Origin of the sequence: Kribbella sp. NPDC051718 (genome assembly GCF_040681515.1) — a bacterium.
GTDB lineage: Bacteria > Actinomycetota > Actinomycetes > Propionibacteriales > Kribbellaceae > Kribbella.
Window position 1 is genome coordinate 31,376 of the sequence record NZ_JBFAYZ010000007.1, and the last position, 15,403, is coordinate 46,778.

The window sequence follows — 15,403 nt, forward strand, 5'->3', positions numbered from 1 at the left end:
TCCCCGTGACTGCCATCACTAACTGCCCAGGATCGCGGCACCGGCCGGGTATCCGAGGAACAACATGAACGCCGCACACATGACCAGCTGCGCGACGAGCATCGACTGCGACCGCTCGCCCGCCTTGCCTTCGACGTCCGCGAGCTCCTTGCGCCGCAGCGATGCCGCCCGGGCCAGCAGCGAGGCCCGGATCTTCGCACCCTCGTCACCGGCCAGCGCCAGCGCCGACGCCAGGTCGCGCAACTCCTCGACCCCGAGGTCCTCGCCCAGCCGCGCCATCGCGTCCCACGGCGTGATGCCGATCAGCCGCGCGTTCGCCAGCGCCTGCCGGATCCGGGCCATCGCCCAGTGGTCGCCGATCGTGGAGGCCGTCATCAGCGCCTCCGGCAGACCACGGCCGCCGGCCAGGTTCATCGCGACCAGGTCCAGGAAGCTGCCCACCACATGCCGGAAGTCGCGCCGCCGCGCCTCGGCCTCCTGCCGCAACGCCAGGTCGGGCAGGAAGAACGCGAACGTCATCGCCGCCAGGGTGACGATCGCCGGCGTGGCACCCGGCGCGCTGAACCCCAGCATCGCGAACAAGAACAGCACGAACGGGATGAAGATCAACGCACCCAGGGCGAAGAACACCTTGGTGGCGAGCATCGCCGCGAACGGCTGGTTCATCACCGCGAGGTCGCGGCGCAACCGCCCGAAGGTCCAGCCCCGTGCGTTCGCCTCGGCCTCGAGCCGCTGACCGAGTGTCTCGCGCGCCCGGTCGACTCCGCCGAGCACCCGCTCCCCCGCCGCACTCGCGGTCGCCGCACTGACGTACCCCGACCGCCCGGCATCGATCCGCGCGATCGTCGAGAGCACGTTGGCCTTCGGCCGGATCAGCATCCGGATCAGCAAGTAGACACCGAGCCCGACCATCGCACCCGTGATGAAAGCGCCGGTCATCCGCCCACCACCTCCATCCGCTCGTCGCCACTGCGGGCCGCCCGCCGATCGTCACTGCGGATCAGGAACCGGTCCGGTACCTCGATCTTCGCCAGCTTGCGCAGCCAGACCAGCCCCACGGCGTACAGGGCGATCACGATGAACAGCACGAACTGACCGATGAAACTCGTGTACGGCCGCACGTAGGTCGGGTTGAACAGGATCAGCGCGGCCGCGACCAGCAGCGTGATCGCCACGACGACCTGCACGCTTCGCCGGGTCGACCGACGCTCGGCCGCCACCTTCCGGCGGACGTCGAGTTCCTCACGGGCCGAGTCGGCCAGGGCGCTCAGCACCTCGCGCAGACCAGGCCCGCGCAGTCGCGCGTTCAGCACCAGCGCGGCCACGATCAGGTCGGCGGACGGGTCGTTCAGGTCGTCCGCGAACCGCATCAGTGCCGAGGGCAACGGTTCGCGGATCCGCAGCCGGTCGACCAGCAGGTTCAGGCCGGGCTTGATCGCGGGGGCCGCGTTGATCGCGGTGGCCGGGATGGCCTGTTCCAGACCGACCGCGCCGGCGATCGTGTCGCGGAGCGCCTCGGTCCAGGTGGCCAGCGCCTCCAGCCGCTCGATCGCGCGCCGCTCTTCCCCGGTACCACCGAAGAAGCGATCAGCCAGTGCGGCCAGCAGTCCGAGGGCCGCCGCCAGCACCAGCCAATGGGTGACGACGAGGACGATCAGGCCGACGCCGAGGCCGGTGCCGAGCCGGATGAGCTGCTTGCGGCCTTCGGCGCTCCCGCCCCGCTTGAACAGCGACGGGGTCGACTCGCGTGGCGTCGTACCGCGGATCGCGACGATCAGCAGCAGGATCGCGCCGCCGACGACGGCGCCGGAGAGGAGGGACAGCAGGGTTTCGTTGCTCATCAGGCCCACCGACCGTGCACGAGAGGCTGGTAGCCGTAGTGCTCGAGCTCGTCCATACACGCGATCGGCGCGTGCGCCGCGGCCCGGCCGTCGGGACCGGGAGCGAACACCTCGCCGGACAGCACGCGGCCGTCCCAGCCGGTCACCTCACGGATGCTCTCGATGTACCGGCTGAGGGTGCCGCCGTGCTGGTAGTCGTTGTGCTTGCGGACGAACACGACGAAGTCGAGCGCACCCGAGATCAGCATCTGGGTCGCCTCCATCGGCAACCGCTCGGACGCCTGGATCGCGTAGGTGCTGATCCGGTTGAACACCTCCATCGAGCTGTTCGAGTGGATCGTCGACAGCGAGCCGTCGTTGCCCTGGCTCATCGCGTTCAGCATCGTCACGATCTCGTCGCCGAGTACCTCACCGACGATCACCCGGCTCGGGTTCATCCGGAGCGAGCGGCGGACCAGGTCGGCCATGCTGACCTCGCCGACGCCTTCGGAGTTCGGCAGCCGCTCCTCGAACGCGACCACGTTCGGGTGCAGGTCCTTGAACTCGCCCAGCCCCAGCTCGAGCGACCGCTCGACGGTGATCAGCCGCTCGTGCGGCTGGATCTCGTTGGCCAGCGCGCGCAGCAGCGTCGTCTTGCCGGAGTTCGTGGCGCCCGCGATCATCACGTTCTTGCGGGCTGCCACCGCGGCCCGCAGGAAGGACGCGATGTCGGCGGACATGGTGCCGTTGGCAACCAAATCCTGGAGGAACACCTTGCCGAGCCGCGATCGCCGGATCGAGACCGAAGGCCGCGACGTCACGCCCATCACGGCCGACAACCGGGAACCGTCGGGCAGCCGCAGGTCGAGCTGCGGGTTGGCCGAGTCGAACGGCCGGCTGGTCAGACCCGCGTGCGCCGCGAGCACCTGGATCAGCTCGACCAGCTCGTCATCGCTGTCGGCCACCGGTCCGGGTCGCTCTTCGCGACCGTCGCCGTACTGGATGAAGACCTGGTCGCACCCGTTGATGTCGATGTTCTCGACCTCGGGGTCGTCGATCAGCGGCTGCAGCCGGCCGACCCCGAACAGGGAGGCATGGATCGCGCCGGCGATCTGCGCGTCGTCGTCCGGCGTGGGCGGGGTCCGTCCCTCGGCCAGTTCGTACCGGGCGTGGTCCTCGAGCACCTGGACGATCAGCGACCGGGCGTACTCCCGCTCGTCCTCGGCGCTCATCGGCGGTACGCCGTTGACCTGGTCGCGCCGGCGCTGTTCGTTCAGGCGCTCGGCGACCTGGACCCGGAGTTTGCGGACGAGCTCCTGATCCGTGCTCATCTGCCGTCCCAGCCGCCGTCGGGCGGGAAGGCCGCCTGAGCCATGTCGAAGTCGTGCTGGGTCGGCCGCGAGACGATCGTCGCCATCTCGGCCGCGATGTCGGCAGCGGTCCGGATCAGCGGCGTCCGGTCCAGCCGGCCCTGTCCGCGGCCGTCGAAGAACGCCGCGCCGACCGGGTCGTAGGCGAGGTGCCAGCGGTGCTCCAGCGGTACGGACATCGCGTCGAGCACGGACCAGACCTGCTTGACGCCTTCGCGCTTCTTCGGGTCGGCGACCACGAGGACGCCGAGCTTCGCGTCCACGTGATGGATGAGCGACGACAGCCGCTCCCGCAGATGCGCGACGGACGAGCCGGTCGCAGTACAGACGAGCACAACCAGCCGAGCCGCCTGTACTACGGGAAGCTGCGGCGAAGCAGGCCCGATCCGGCCGCAGTCCGCGATCACGTCCGAGCTGAACATCTGGTTGAAGGTGATACCCAACGGCTCCCACAGCCCGCCCATACCACCGATCTGCTCGGGCGTGCGGACCCCGATCATCACGTCCAGCCCACCGTCGAGCTGCTGGCTGTGGGCCATGATGACGTCGTCGTCCAGCCCCTTGCGGCCGGCGGCGGCGAGGCTGATCAGCCCGCGGTCGGAGTTGAGTGGCTGGCCGCCGGGCGCAGTCATCCGGATCGCCACGTCGCTGCCGGCCGGGTCGCACTCGGCCAGCAGCACCGCCCGCGGCCACAATGCACCGAGCACCAGGCTCGTGGTGGTGACTCCGGGCGAGCCCTTCGCGCTCGCCAGGGCGACAAGAGCCATCAGTTGTCCCCGTCGTAAGCTGGGATCTCGGGCTTGGTGTTGGACGGCAGCTTGACCAGCACCAGCGTCTTGGCCGCGGCGGCTCCCGCCACCTGGGTGGACTGCGCGGCAGGCACCACGACGGTGACGTTCAGGGTGGTGTTCGCGTTGGTCTTGTCGTCGGTGATCTTGCCTGCGCTGCTCGTCACCTCGGCGGCCTTGACCAGGATCGAGGACACGCCGCCGGCCGCGTTGGCGGCCGGGACCTGGACCACCTGGACGATGTCGCCGGCCGTCAGACCGGACGACGGCGCCCGGCCCGCCTCGAGGCTGACGCCGACCGCGACGCCACCGGGCGCGATCTGGTTGTCCGCGAAGTCCTTGTCGGTGACGTACTGCCCCGGGTACAGCCAGCCGATCGAGTACCTGCCCTTCACCCGCTTCTCCCACTGGTCCGACGGGATCAGGGCAGCGGTCTTCCCGGCCAGGTCTCCCCTGGCCAGATCGTCCTTGGTCATCTTGTGACCCGGGCTGATCACGTCGGCGCCGATCGCGACGTAGTCGGTCCGGTCGCCGCTGCGGAGCGCGATCAGGGCCGACCCGGCGGCGCCGAGCAGGATCAGGATCACCGCCAGCGCGGCGAGCGCGGGACGGCGTTCGCGGCCGGAGGGAAGTCGGTTCGAGCCACCGAGCGGCGCCTTGGAACCGCGGGCGCCGGGGGCGGGGGGACGCGTGGAGGACGAGAAACTCACGCGCCTACCGTAATGGTCGGAGAGGACCATTCGAACCGAATGGTCCTGCCGTTACCTCTTCGGTGCTCTCGCCGCGACCTGCTCGCGCTCTTCCCGGGTGAGCAGCCGGGTGAAGGTTCCCGGGCCGCCGTACAAGTGGTCTAGATAGCTGTAAAGCCCCTGCAAGGCTCGGCCCAGCTCGCCTTGCCAGTCGTCGGCAGCGGCCAGGTACGCCGCCAGCTGACGGCCCTCGGCCAGCGTCACGGCCGAGTTCACCGGCTGATCGAGACGGTCGAGCGGATCGCCGTCCGGGTCGGCCGGAGTGGTCGAACCCACACTCCGGACGAGACCGCCCAACTCGGTCAGCTCCGGCTCGGGCAGCAACTCGTCGAACCCGGCACCGCCGTACAGCTGATCCAGGTACTCGCAGAGCGCGGCGAACAGCTCGATGCCGTCATAGCTGTCGCCGTCGGCCAGCTGACGCAGTTGAGCAGTCAAGCTTCTGGCCTCGGAAACCGACCACTGGGAAGGAGAAAGTTTCACGTTCATCGAGAACCAGCCTGACACGGCACCGGCCGGAACTCAGCACCATCGATCGGTAGCCGGATTGAAATCTTTTGCCGGTTGCCCGGGGGAACCCAGGAGGTTACTTTGCGGTCACACTCACGTCACCGACGACGAAGGAGCCGGCTGGATGAGCATCGCGGCACAGGGCGATCCGGCCCGGGGAGACCTGGCCGATGCCCGCGCCCGCGAGGCTCTCGGCATCGCCTTCGGCGTGATCGCGCCCTCCGGAGTGCGGCTGCGCGACGGCAGCTTCCGCCTGGATGCCGGCGAGGCCCTGCCGGCCGACGTCGTCAACGCCCTGGACAAGCGCCTCAGCCGCCGCGCCGCCGACCGCGCGAGTGACGAACGTCTGCTGGCCGAATCGGTCGCTCTGGTCGGTGCCGAGGTCGCCCGCAATCGCGAACTCGACCCTGCCGACGGCGCGATCGCGGCCCTCGACCGCCTCCTTCACGTCCCCGGCCTCCAGCAGGCGAGGCGTGATGAGGGCGACGCGATGCTCCGAATCGTCCTCGAAAGCGCCGCCCCGTACTCCGAAACCGCCGCGGCCCGCCTCGCCGCCCTGCCCGACCGGTCCCAGCCGACCAGGCCGACGGAACTCGTCGCCGCCGCACGCCAGATCCACCGCGACATCTACGTCCTCGATCACCAAGCACCAGCCCAGGCACCAACCGGCACCTCGCTCGCGATCGCGCCGCAACAGCAATCCGGACGGCATCGATCCCAGCCCGGCGCGAGGCACCGGCGGGCCCAAAACGCCCGGACCGCAACGCCCGAGGTCCGTGGCTCCGGACTCGTCACCGGAATCGGTGGCCGGCCGGCCCTCGACCCGAACCTCGACGAGCGAACAGCCCTCGCAGCCCTGCAGCAACTCGGCCGCACGGAACTCGGCGGCTTCATCGCCAGCAGACCGACCATCGACCCCCACGCGCAACTCGCCGTGCTCCAGACGACCACGAGCGATGCGCCCCAACACGTCCGGGTCGAGGTCCTGCCCACCTCCCGCGGCCTCGTCGCCGAGGGACGGCTCCGCTCGGGCACGGCGAACGATCCGCATCTCCTTCGAATCTCGCCGCGCCTCGCCGACGACCAACTGGCCCAGGTCTGGGTCCACCAGCTCAGCCAACTGACCCACGAACTCCATCCGGCCAACACGCAACGACCCGCAGGCGTGATGAGCAAACTCCGCTCGGCCTTCGGTCGCGACAAACGCGATCGCACGCTGAACGCCGACTACGCGTCGTACCAGTTCCTCAACAGCTCCTGGCAGCAGGCCAGGAACCGGCAGGACCCGTTGCGCACAGCAGTGCTTGAGCGGGATCTCGCTGCGCTGGCGACCTCGATCCGCCAGAAGGGCGGGACCGAGCCCACACTCCCTTGGGCTGCCGACGCGATCCACGTCCGTGGGGCCGCAGCGGCGGGGACGGCAGCGGCGCTCGCAGTACAGGCTGAGGCGGCCGAACTGGCGCCATACACACCGGCTGCGTTGAGGCTGAAGGTCGCTGACGCGGTCACTGGCCTGGAGTCGGAGGTCAAGGCGCTGCAGAAGCTGGCCGATGCGAAGACGGGGAGCGCGGCCGCGGCCGCCGAGGAAGCCCGGAAGCTGGCTGCCAAAGCCGTTGCCGAGGGCAAATTCAAAGACCAGGGCCGGCCCGAACGTGTGCGGGTGCTGGAGGTCGAGGCCGCGGGCGAAGTCAGGAAGGCCAACCGGCACACCGAGATCGCCGGGGGTTACAACAACGCAGTTGCGGCGGCCGACCAGGCATTGGCCAGCCATCGCGACCTGCTCGCTGAACTCGATGCTGTTCTGGCCGACCCGAGCCGCCCTCAGGCAGCACTCGCGGCGCTGGCCCAGAACGCGGCGGAGAAGACCAGTGCGTACCAGCTCGCGTCGGACGCGGCCCTGCCCGTCAAGAACGTCCTGCACACGGGCGTACCGGCTGGGGAGCTGCCAGCGGTTCCTGTTGGCGAGATCAACCAGGTACTTGCCGCGCACGGCATCTCCGCCCGGCTAGGTGAGGGCAGTGGCCCATTGCCAGTGCCGCCGGCGGCGTACCGGCGATTGGTGACCGAAGAGGGGATCGAGTTCACGGTCGGCGGGAGTCCGAACTCCGATGTGACCGAGCTGGCGCAGGTGCGTTTCCGGCTGAAGGCGCTGGATGTGCGCGAGAACCTCGACCGGGACTACGACCTGGCCGAGCAGATGTCGGGCACGATCGGCGACGGTGGCCAGAGCGTCTCGACCACCGCGGCCCACTCCACGGGCGTGAACTTCGGCGTGAGCGCACAGCCCTTCATGGCGATGGCGCCGCCCGGTAGCACCGTCCACACGCTGTCCCAGTTCGCCGCTCCCCGCGTCGATGTGTCCTCCGGACACGGGCTGAGCGAGTCGAGCGGGTCCAGCTCGCACGAGAAGGAAGGCTCGGTCGACGACGACCGGGGCGAGTCGCTGCAAGTCGGCTGGACCGGGCAGTGGGAGATCGAGGTTCGCGCGTCCGCGACCGAGCCCTGGTCGACGCCCGCCGCCTTTGACGCCGGCCCGCAGCTGACGTGGGTGTCGGCGGCGTACACCGTGAAGCCCGCGGCCGAGACCGTCACGCTCGCCAAACTCGGCCGGGCCAGCGAGCTCAGCGACACCTTCCCTCGCCACACCGTCACCCACATCGACCGCATGAGCTCCATCCGCGACCGGCTCGTCGCGGGCGGCCGCGAACGCTTCGGCAAGATCGACCGGGTCGCCTATGGCGAGATCGATGGTCTGCTCACCCAGGACGTCTCCCGGCTGCTGCGCCAGACGAGCCGGCCCGGCGGGTACGGCCGGCAGATCGTCAGCGCTGGCGAAGCCGTGTACCACCTGCAGCTTGAGGTCGAGCCGATCTGGAGTACAGCCAGGCTCAGCGGTGAGGCCAGCTACGACCTCTGGCAGGAGAAGGTCGGCGTCGACTTCAACGGCGTCAGCGCGAGCCAGAACTCCAACACGTCGGCATCGGCGTCAGTCGGGGTCGGTGGGACCTTCAAGGACGTCGGCTCGACGACGGCCGATGTCGGCCCTAGCGTCTCGGCCGGGCGCAATGTCTCGCGACAGGGCGGTCTGAGCGTCAGCGCGACCTCGATCACTCCGGTCGTTCACCGCAACCAGGGCCCGACTCAGGGCGTGGTGGTCGGCTTCCGGGTCCGGGCCACGCTGCGCAGCCTCAGCGACCCGAAGGCCAAGCCGGTCGTCATCACCGACTTCTGCGACGCCAGGCTCCGGGTTCCCGAGAACGATCTGCTTCGCGCCGGCGCAGCGGTCGACGAGAACGCGGTACTCCGCAATCCCGACGACACCGTCCGCCTCGACCAGCACAAGCGAGCCCTGCTCCGCGGCGACCCCGAACCCCCTACAGGCGACCAGACGCTGCCACCGGTGATCGGACCCGGCGCGGAGCAGATGCACGGCGCCGGCCAGGCGCTCGTCCAGAACCTCACCGGCGATCGCGACGCGCTGGAGCAGACCCTGCGCAGCCTCAGCCGCGAGGGGTTGGTCCCGCCGCTCGACGACAACCTCCAGCCGGTCTTCGCCAACCTGCCAGAGGACCGCAGACTCCGCAGCGGGCAGCTGATCAACTACGACCGGGTGATCCAGACCATCGGGTCCGACCGGCTCGAGGCCGGCTACAACCAGGCCTCGCAGAGCGGCATCCCGATGGTCCTGATCGACCAGCGAACCGGGCACGCGCCGCGGTACCGGACTTTCCGGGTCGCAGTGCAGCAGGACTTCGACGACGTCCACGGCGAAGGCACGAGCACCACCGACAACGTCGTCCGGCTAGGCATCGCCTCCGATGCGAACAGCCGCTCCGGCGGCCGGTCGAAGGGCATGCCGGTGTCGGCCGGAGCCGGCGTCAGCGACGGCCCTGCCGCAGGCGCGCGCGGGTGGGCCGGACGCCTTGGCGTGAAGCTCAGCCGGAGCGCGATGGGACGAAGCTTCAGCTGGTCGGCGGGCCGGCGGGTCAACCGGGTGTCGCTGACCGAGACCACGGCGCCGGTCGACATCCTGCGGGTCGGCCACCAGATCGTCGTCACGGAAATCACGCCGAAGGGCGACACCGATCCCCTGGCCACCGCGCCGGGCAGCGCGCGCATCTTCGTCGACAGCGCCTTGTCGCGTGCGGAGGAGCCGGTCCGTGGTACGCAGCCCAAGGCGCCGAGCATGGCGGCGGTCAAGCAGTCGATGCCGGTTCACGTCGACGCCGGCAACCCGGTCGACCGGATCATTTCGGCCGTCGACGCGATCGAGCTGGGCTCCAACACCTACCTCGAACTGCACGCGATGCTCGGGCCGGACAGCCTGGTCGCGCACAAGGAGTGGATGAACGGCGAGTACCGGCTCCCGCTGACGATCGTCCCGCCGGCCGGCAATCCGGTCGACGCGATCCGGCAGGGCACGATGCTGCCGCGCGGCTACAGCGTGGTCGTCCGGGGCGAGGCCGTCGACCGCGCGTTCGTCGCGATCACGCAGCAGAACTCGGGCGACATCAACCTCACCATGAAGGACACCGGCTTCACCTCTGGCCGCTCGTCGTCGGGCGGGGTCGGGCTCGACGGCGGGGGTGGTCCGGTTCAGGCCGACGGGTCCTCGTTCGCGGGCAGCCTCAGCGCGGGACGTACCGGTGGCACTTCGCAGTCGACGAGCAACAGCCAGACGATGGGCGAAGAGGGCCTGCTGATCAACGTCGGCACGCATCACCAGTTCATCGACCGGTACAAGCTGGTCGCGGACGTGATCGATGCCGACGGCAACGTCGTCCAGTCCGTGCCGCTGCAGGACGCCAAGGTGCAGACGACGACGCCGGAACGGCGTGCGCTGCGGCTGTACGGACGTGGCGAACTCGACCTGCCGCTGGAGGTGGTCAGCGACGCGGCCGAGCGGTATCTGGGTGGCCAGCTCAAGATCAGTGCGCGGGATGCCGGCGCCTTCGTCCGTCGGTACAAGCAGGAGAAGGCCGGCGTGACGACCGGTCTCGCGGCCGAGCACACCGACGAGCGGCTGGCTACGCGCCTCCTCGAGCAGGCGAAGGAGTCCCAGGCGACGCCGGCGGTCCCTGCCCCGCGGCTCGACGACGTGGTGGTCGGGATCGAACAGCTCGCCGACCAGCCTCGCGCGATGAGCCTGCCACCGCAGTACGACGTCGGTCTGGCGTCGGCGCAGATCGAGGACATCAGCCCGATCGGCCAACCCGGCGGACACGTCGACCTGCTCACCCCGGCGCTACGTCAGGTGGAGGAGCTGGCACCGGGAGTGCTGGCGACCAACCCGATGCTGAGGGCCGCTCTGGCCATCGATCTCGGGACGGACGGTTGGCAGGGGCACCTGGGCGACATGTACGGCCTCCGCGGGTTCGTGACCGAGGTCGAAGTACCGGTCCCGGGACAGCCTCAGCCCGACCTCGTGGTCGTCCAGATCAAGGCGCAGTACGCCGGCCCGCCGATGGTCGACGGTACGCCGGACGTGCCCGAGGTGGACGCGATCGGGCTCAAGCAGAACTACGACTACCTCGGGCAGGATCAGTCCGTCTCGCACTCCACGACGTACTCGGCCGGAGCGGAGCTGAAGGGCTCCACCGATACCTCCTTGTCCGGTGGGGTCGGCACCGAGCGCGGCCGGACAGTCGCGGCCAAACGCGGCACCCAGAAGACGCACATCGACCGCACGGGTCACTTCAAGCAGGCCGAGGTCCAGCGCGACGCCGTCTTCGACATCCAGGTGTCCAGGGTCCGCAACGCGGGCGCTGCAACCATGGCGGGGGTGCGCTGGCGTCTCAACAAGACGCTGCCGGCCGAGCAGACGACCCATGCGACGCCGGTCCGGGTCGGAGCCCGGATGACGCAGATGGTGCCGCGGGAGCTGCTCAAGGAGGTCACCCCCGGCGCTCCGGCTCAGCAAGCCCCGCAGCCTGATCACCGCTCGTTCCAGGTGCCGGAAGGCGCGACTGCGGAGGCGATGGTCCCGTACGGACCGGGCGAGCCGGAGACCGATCAGCTACACGCGCAGATCCGGGGATACCTGGTCGCCCACAAGGGGCTGGGCGAGGCGGCGATGCGGGAGCACGACGTGGCACTGGCGGGCGAGCTCTCACCGACCTCACTGCGGGCCGCGCTCAAGCGCCTGACCAGCGAAGAGGGCCTCGAGCTGACGGCGATCGCGGGGCGAGGCAACTCGGGTACCAAGTTCGTCGTCGTGGTCAAGGCCAGGCCGGTGGGCTGGACGGTCCAGGACACTCCGATTCCCGGCGGTCAGGCCGGGCAGGTGTGGCGTGACATGGAGAGCAACGGGATCACCACGACCGGAAACAGGCTGACGCCGGGCACGGCGAGCGGTGGTGCGAGCGGTGGACCGGTCAACGTCGGCGGCTCGGTCAGTGAGCAGCTCAAGGAATCGTCCTCCGACTCCCAGGGGACGCGGCTGGAGACGAGCCGTTTCCACGAGGGCACCCTCGGCACGGTCGAGGCGCCGATGGTCTACAGCGTCACGGTTCACGAGGTGTCCGACACTGGCAAGAGCGCGCCGAAGGTCAAGCATTCGGAGCACCTGCCCGAGACCTCCAAAGCCGTGTACTACCTCAAGATGCTGCAGCACGAGTACCTCGACGGGCTCCGGCAACTCGAGTCGGGCCGACAGGCCGCTCCCCCGCTGGAGGCCGCGGCACCCAAGGCCGGCAAGGCCGAGCTGCGCGCGGCGGAGTACCGGATCGATGCCTCTGGCAACAGAGTTCACGAGCCGTACCGGCCGATGGTGGCCGCGTTGAGCAAGGCGGTGAACGAGAAGCGGACGGTGAATCTGACCATCGAGGAGGCCGGCGGGGAGCGGAACTACCAGGCTTTCGCGGACGGCACGATGACCGAGATCGGTGACAACAGCGGTTACGCCGAGGCCTTCGCGCAGTTGCATCCGCGGGTGGCGCTGATGTGTGAAGGGCGGGTGCCGCTGCGCGAGCTGTACAACGCCACGCCGAGGTCGGAGTCGTTCAACGCCAAGGTCGCCTCGGAGCTGGTGGACAAGGGCGTTCCGCTGGCGATGCTGAAGGGGCTCGACCATTCGGCGACTGTCCGGCAGTTGCCCGCGGCATCCGGGCAGGGCGAGCGGCAGCAGATCGGTGGCGCCACGTCGGCCAGGACGATCACCGGGCATGGGCCGTCTTTGGCTGGTTCCTGACACGTACCCGGCAGCGGGCATGATGGTCCGACGACGACGAGAGGGAGACCGATGGCGTTCGCGGTCGCACGCACGAGGGACGAGGCGTATCTCTACCTCGAGCTGCAGCCCTGCCCGGACTGCGGTTCGGTCGAGGCACCTTGGGAGCATGCGCTGATCGAGGTCGACGGCGAGCTGACGATCAGCTATTCGGCGGTCTGCCCTGGGTGTGACGCTGAGCGCGAGTACCTCTTCGGGCTGCCTGCTCGGGAGACTGCGCCTGACTCGTGGCCGACGTTCGGAGGTACGGAGCCTTCGGAGCTGCTCGACGCGGGGCAGTGGATGGCGGTGGCCGATCAGGCTGCCGGCGAGGTGCCGGTGGATCCGGGCGAGGCACGGATCGCGCTGTCGATTGCGCGGGCGGCGGTCGGTGAGGTGATCAAATTCGTGCCGGCCGGGCGGGACGGCGTACCGGCCGATGAGTTCTGGACACCGCAGGGTCGCCGGGTATTCGACGCCGAACCGGGTAGGTTCCGGCTGGACCGCCTGCTGGTGGTCCATGACACGTATTCCGAACTCGTACGGGAAACAGGAGCGAACTAACCGATGCTGACCGCAAGGACGCTGGCCGAGGCGCAGGTCTACGTGAGCTTGACGACCGCGAGCGACGAGTCGCTGCCGGCGGCCGAGCCCGCACCGATCCAGCCGGGTGTGAACGCCGTCGAGGGCGACGATGCCTGGACGCTGACCACGACGGCCGGCTCGATCTCGGTGCCGTACGCGTCCGAACAGGCGGCCAGGACGGTCGGCTCGCGCTTCGGCCTCGGGGTCTCGTCGCTCGTCGACGCGGCGCAGTGGGTGCTGGTCGCGGAGACCTTCGCGCGCCGGGCGATGACGGCCGACCTCGCCTACACCGGCGAACCCGACCAGGACCGCAACAGCGTCGAGCTGAACTGGGAGTTCGCCGCCGACGCGGTCGGCGAGGCCCTGAAGTTCCTGCCCGAGGGCGCCGAGGACGTCCCCGACGCCGGCGTGTGGTCCGACCTGGGCACGCAGACCCGCGCCCAGAACCCGCAGATGCTCACCCGCGGCAAGCTGATCGACGACCTCCAGTACTACCGAGGCACCCTCGACGACTTCCGCGCCCTCTACGGCCCAGCCTGAGCCGGTGGGTCCGTCAGCTCGATCCTGATCGCGCGAGCATCCACACCAGCCTGCTCCAGCACCTTCTGCTTCGGATCGGCCACCCCGAGAAACGGCGGCCGGACCAACGGCCGCAACGCCTTCAACCGCGGATCCTCCAGCACGGTGTCGATCGCCTTCCGGTCTCCCCCACACACGAGCACGTCGAGCTTGGCCGGCGCCAGAATCCGTACCGCCACCTCGGTCGCCGCGTTGAACGCCTCCCGGGCCTGATTGTCCCGCCGCCGGGCAAACCGCTGCTGCGACCACCCACCAGCCTTCGTCGTGCCCTGGACATGTCTCGAGCCGACCTTGGAGTCGATCAACTTGGGTCCGTCGAACACGCCTGCGCCATAGCCACCGCGGCGTACCAGCAACACCCCTAGCCGCCGGTCCTGGAGCGCATGCGCAACCAGCCCAGCCGCACTCAACTCCTCCAACGGCCCGAACGGTACGGCGATCTCCGCCTGCGCCCCATCCTCCGCGACTGCAATCAGCCGGGCGGCCGTCACGTCGTACGACGTCACGCCATGGCGCTCGCTGAAGCCGGCCAGCCACCGCTCCAGCCGCTCAGGCCCCACCGACACGATTCGAGTCACCCGCCGACGCTAGCCCATCCCAGCTGGCCAAAGCTGCCGGTGCCACTTCGGCTACCGCGCGTTACGCTCGAATACGTTGCGTTACCTCATCGAGTCGAACGGAGCCCAGCCATGACCGCACAGGAGATCGAGGAGATCGAAGAGGTCGACGCGTACTACGACAAACAGAAGATCCGCCCCTTGCAGGGCGGCTGCTACACAGAGCGGGTTTCCGGGATCGACATCATCTACGGAAGCATCGGTTGCGCGGTGACCTACACCGGGCCCGACGGCGGGCCGGACGGGAACAACCCAGCGCTGCAGCACGGCGGCACGTACGCGCTGTCCGCCGAACACGTCGTCGGCCCGGTCGGCACGGGTGTCGGTCAGCCGTACGACATCGACAACGACCGGATCGGCTGGGTGCAACTCGCCGTCAGCGGCACGGAGGACGAGCACGGAGACTTCGCGATCTCCGACCTGCTGCGCTACGACGACAAGTTCCTCCCCCAGATCATCGGGCTGGGAGCCGTACTGGGCGAGCACGACGTCACCGCGGACGAGATCGGGCACTACCCGGTCAGCAAGCGTGGATCGGAGACCGGCATCACCCACGGCAAGGTGACCGCCAGCCACCAGACCGTGAGCTTCATCGACGGCGACCGCAAGTACGAACTCAAGGGTCTGCTCGAGATCACCGCGAACGAGGGGACGTTCGGTGAGAACGGCGATTCGGGCTCGGTCGTGGTCAGCATCCAGAACCAGGTGGTCGGACTTCTGGTCGCGGCCTCCGCGGACTTCACCAAGGGCTACGCGGTGCCCATCGCCCAGATCCGGGACCGGCTTCAGGTCAGGACTCTCGCGGCGAGAATGACCTTCAAAGGCGCTCCCAGCCAGCGGGTTCCCAGCGGGAAGGACAAGGTCTACCTGATCCTCCGCCTCCCGGCCCCGGCGCCGATGGCCGGCCTGATGGTCGATCTGACGACGACCGGCAAAACCCCGGTGGCGAAGGTTCCGGCCCGGGCGACGTTCCCCGGCCTGTCGGACAGATCGTGGCCCATCCCGGTCGAGCGCGCTTCCGCGGGCGCGGTCGGAGAAGCCGTGATCAAGGCCGTCGCCGCCCATGTCCCTGACCTCGAGGCGACCCTGACGCTGCAGTTCGAGTAGCGCCGAGGGAACCGATCGGGGCATGCGAAAGCCCGGGCCACCTGACCCGGGCTAGCGCAGATTCAGTGAGA

Annotated in this window: 11 protein-coding genes; 4 read left to right on the forward strand and 7 right to left on the reverse strand. The window is 69.3% G+C overall.

Translation table 11 applies throughout. The features are described from left to right. Positions 1 to 18 precede the first annotated feature (18 nt). The 6 genes from AB0M15_RS25535 to AB0M15_RS25560 are packed head-to-tail and all read right to left on the reverse strand — an operon-like array spanning position 19 to position 5,165. On the reverse strand, positions 19 to 939 hold the full coding sequence (locus AB0M15_RS25535) for a type II secretion system F family protein (protein WP_363823915.1): 921 nt from the start codon (positions 937 to 939) through the stop codon (positions 19 to 21). Then, a complete protein-coding gene (locus tag AB0M15_RS25540; RefSeq protein ID WP_363823917.1) occupies positions 936 to 1,841 on the reverse strand; it encodes a type II secretion system F family protein in 906 nt (301 codons plus the stop codon). Before AB0M15_RS25540 ends, AB0M15_RS25535 begins: the two co-directional genes overlap by 4 nt. After that, on the reverse strand, positions 1,841 to 3,151 hold the full coding sequence (locus AB0M15_RS25545; RefSeq protein WP_328324149.1) for an ATPase, T2SS/T4P/T4SS family: 1,311 nt from the start codon (positions 3,149 to 3,151) through the stop codon (positions 1,841 to 1,843). The genes AB0M15_RS25540 and AB0M15_RS25545 overlap by 1 nt, the downstream gene beginning before the upstream one ends. Continuing rightward, the gene (locus tag AB0M15_RS25550; RefSeq protein WP_363823918.1) at positions 3,148 to 3,957 is read right to left on the reverse strand and encodes a hypothetical protein; all 810 of its coding nucleotides are present in this window, start codon (positions 3,955 to 3,957) and stop codon (positions 3,148 to 3,150) included. The genes AB0M15_RS25545 and AB0M15_RS25550 overlap by 4 nt, the downstream gene beginning before the upstream one ends. After that, complete coding sequence (locus tag AB0M15_RS25555) at positions 3,957 to 4,688, reverse strand: hypothetical protein (protein WP_363823920.1); 732 nt, start codon at positions 4,686 to 4,688, stop codon at positions 3,957 to 3,959. Before AB0M15_RS25555 ends, AB0M15_RS25550 begins: the two co-directional genes overlap by 1 nt. A 51-nt stretch (positions 4,689 to 4,739) precedes the next feature. Continuing rightward, positions 4,740 to 5,165 (reverse strand): hypothetical protein, encoded by a 426-nt coding sequence (locus AB0M15_RS25560; RefSeq protein ID WP_363823922.1) that lies wholly within the window; start codon positions 5,163 to 5,165, stop codon positions 4,740 to 4,742. A 196-nt stretch (positions 5,166 to 5,361) separates the two neighbouring features. Here AB0M15_RS25560 and AB0M15_RS25565 point away from each other — a divergent pair, with 196 nt between their 5' ends. The 3 genes from AB0M15_RS25565 to AB0M15_RS25575 are packed head-to-tail and all read left to right on the forward strand — an operon-like array spanning position 5,362 to position 13,569. After that, positions 5,362 to 12,426 carry a hypothetical protein gene (locus AB0M15_RS25565; RefSeq protein WP_363823923.1) on the forward strand — a complete coding sequence of 2,355 codons (7,065 nt, stop codon included), beginning with the start codon at positions 5,362 to 5,364 and terminating at the stop codon, positions 12,424 to 12,426. A 51-nt stretch (positions 12,427 to 12,477) separates the two neighbouring features. Next, a complete protein-coding gene (locus AB0M15_RS25570; RefSeq protein ID WP_363823924.1) occupies positions 12,478 to 13,008 on the forward strand; it encodes a hypothetical protein in 531 nt (176 codons plus the stop codon). A gap of 3 nt (positions 13,009 to 13,011) precedes the next feature. Beyond that, a complete protein-coding gene (locus tag AB0M15_RS25575; protein ID WP_363823926.1) occupies positions 13,012 to 13,569 on the forward strand; it encodes a hypothetical protein in 558 nt (185 codons plus the stop codon). Here the strand turns inward: AB0M15_RS25575 and AB0M15_RS25580 are convergent. Continuing rightward, positions 13,554 to 14,186 (reverse strand): acVLRF1 family peptidyl-tRNA hydrolase, encoded by a 633-nt coding sequence (locus tag AB0M15_RS25580; RefSeq protein ID WP_363823927.1) that lies wholly within the window; start codon positions 14,184 to 14,186, stop codon positions 13,554 to 13,556. The two genes, AB0M15_RS25575 and AB0M15_RS25580, sit on opposite strands and share 16 nt — an antisense overlap. 111 nt (positions 14,187 to 14,297) lie before the next feature. On the opposite strand from AB0M15_RS25580, the gene AB0M15_RS25585 reads away from it, so the two are divergent. Continuing rightward, positions 14,298 to 15,332, forward strand: a complete 1,035-nt coding sequence (locus AB0M15_RS25585; protein WP_363823929.1) for a hypothetical protein — start codon at positions 14,298 to 14,300, stop codon at positions 15,330 to 15,332. Positions 15,333 to 15,403: the final 71 nt, after the last annotated feature.

Bases quoted from the DNA above. Each gene is read 5' to 3' on its own strand.
- AB0M15_RS25535 (WP_363823915.1), bottom strand. From the start codon at position 939: ATGACCGGCGCTTTCATCACGGGTGCGATGGTCGGGCTCGGTGTCTAC.
- AB0M15_RS25540 (WP_363823917.1), bottom strand. From the start codon at position 1,841: ATGAGCAACGAAACCCTGCTGTCCCTCCTCTCCGGCGCCGTCGTCGGC.
- AB0M15_RS25545 (WP_328324149.1), bottom strand. From the start codon at position 3,151: ATGAGCACGGATCAGGAGCTCGTCCGCAAACTCCGGGTCCAGGTCGCC.
- AB0M15_RS25550 (WP_363823918.1), bottom strand. From the start codon at position 3,957: ATGGCTCTTGTCGCCCTGGCGAGCGCGAAGGGCTCGCCCGGAGTCACC.
- AB0M15_RS25565 (WP_363823923.1), top strand. From the start codon at position 5,362: ATGAGCATCGCGGCACAGGGCGATCCGGCCCGGGGAGACCTGGCCGAT.
- AB0M15_RS25570 (WP_363823924.1), top strand. From the start codon at position 12,478: ATGGCGTTCGCGGTCGCACGCACGAGGGACGAGGCGTATCTCTACCTC.
- AB0M15_RS25575 (WP_363823926.1), top strand. From the start codon at position 13,012: ATGCTGACCGCAAGGACGCTGGCCGAGGCGCAGGTCTACGTGAGCTTG.
- AB0M15_RS25585 (WP_363823929.1), top strand. From the start codon at position 14,298: ATGACCGCACAGGAGATCGAGGAGATCGAAGAGGTCGACGCGTACTAC.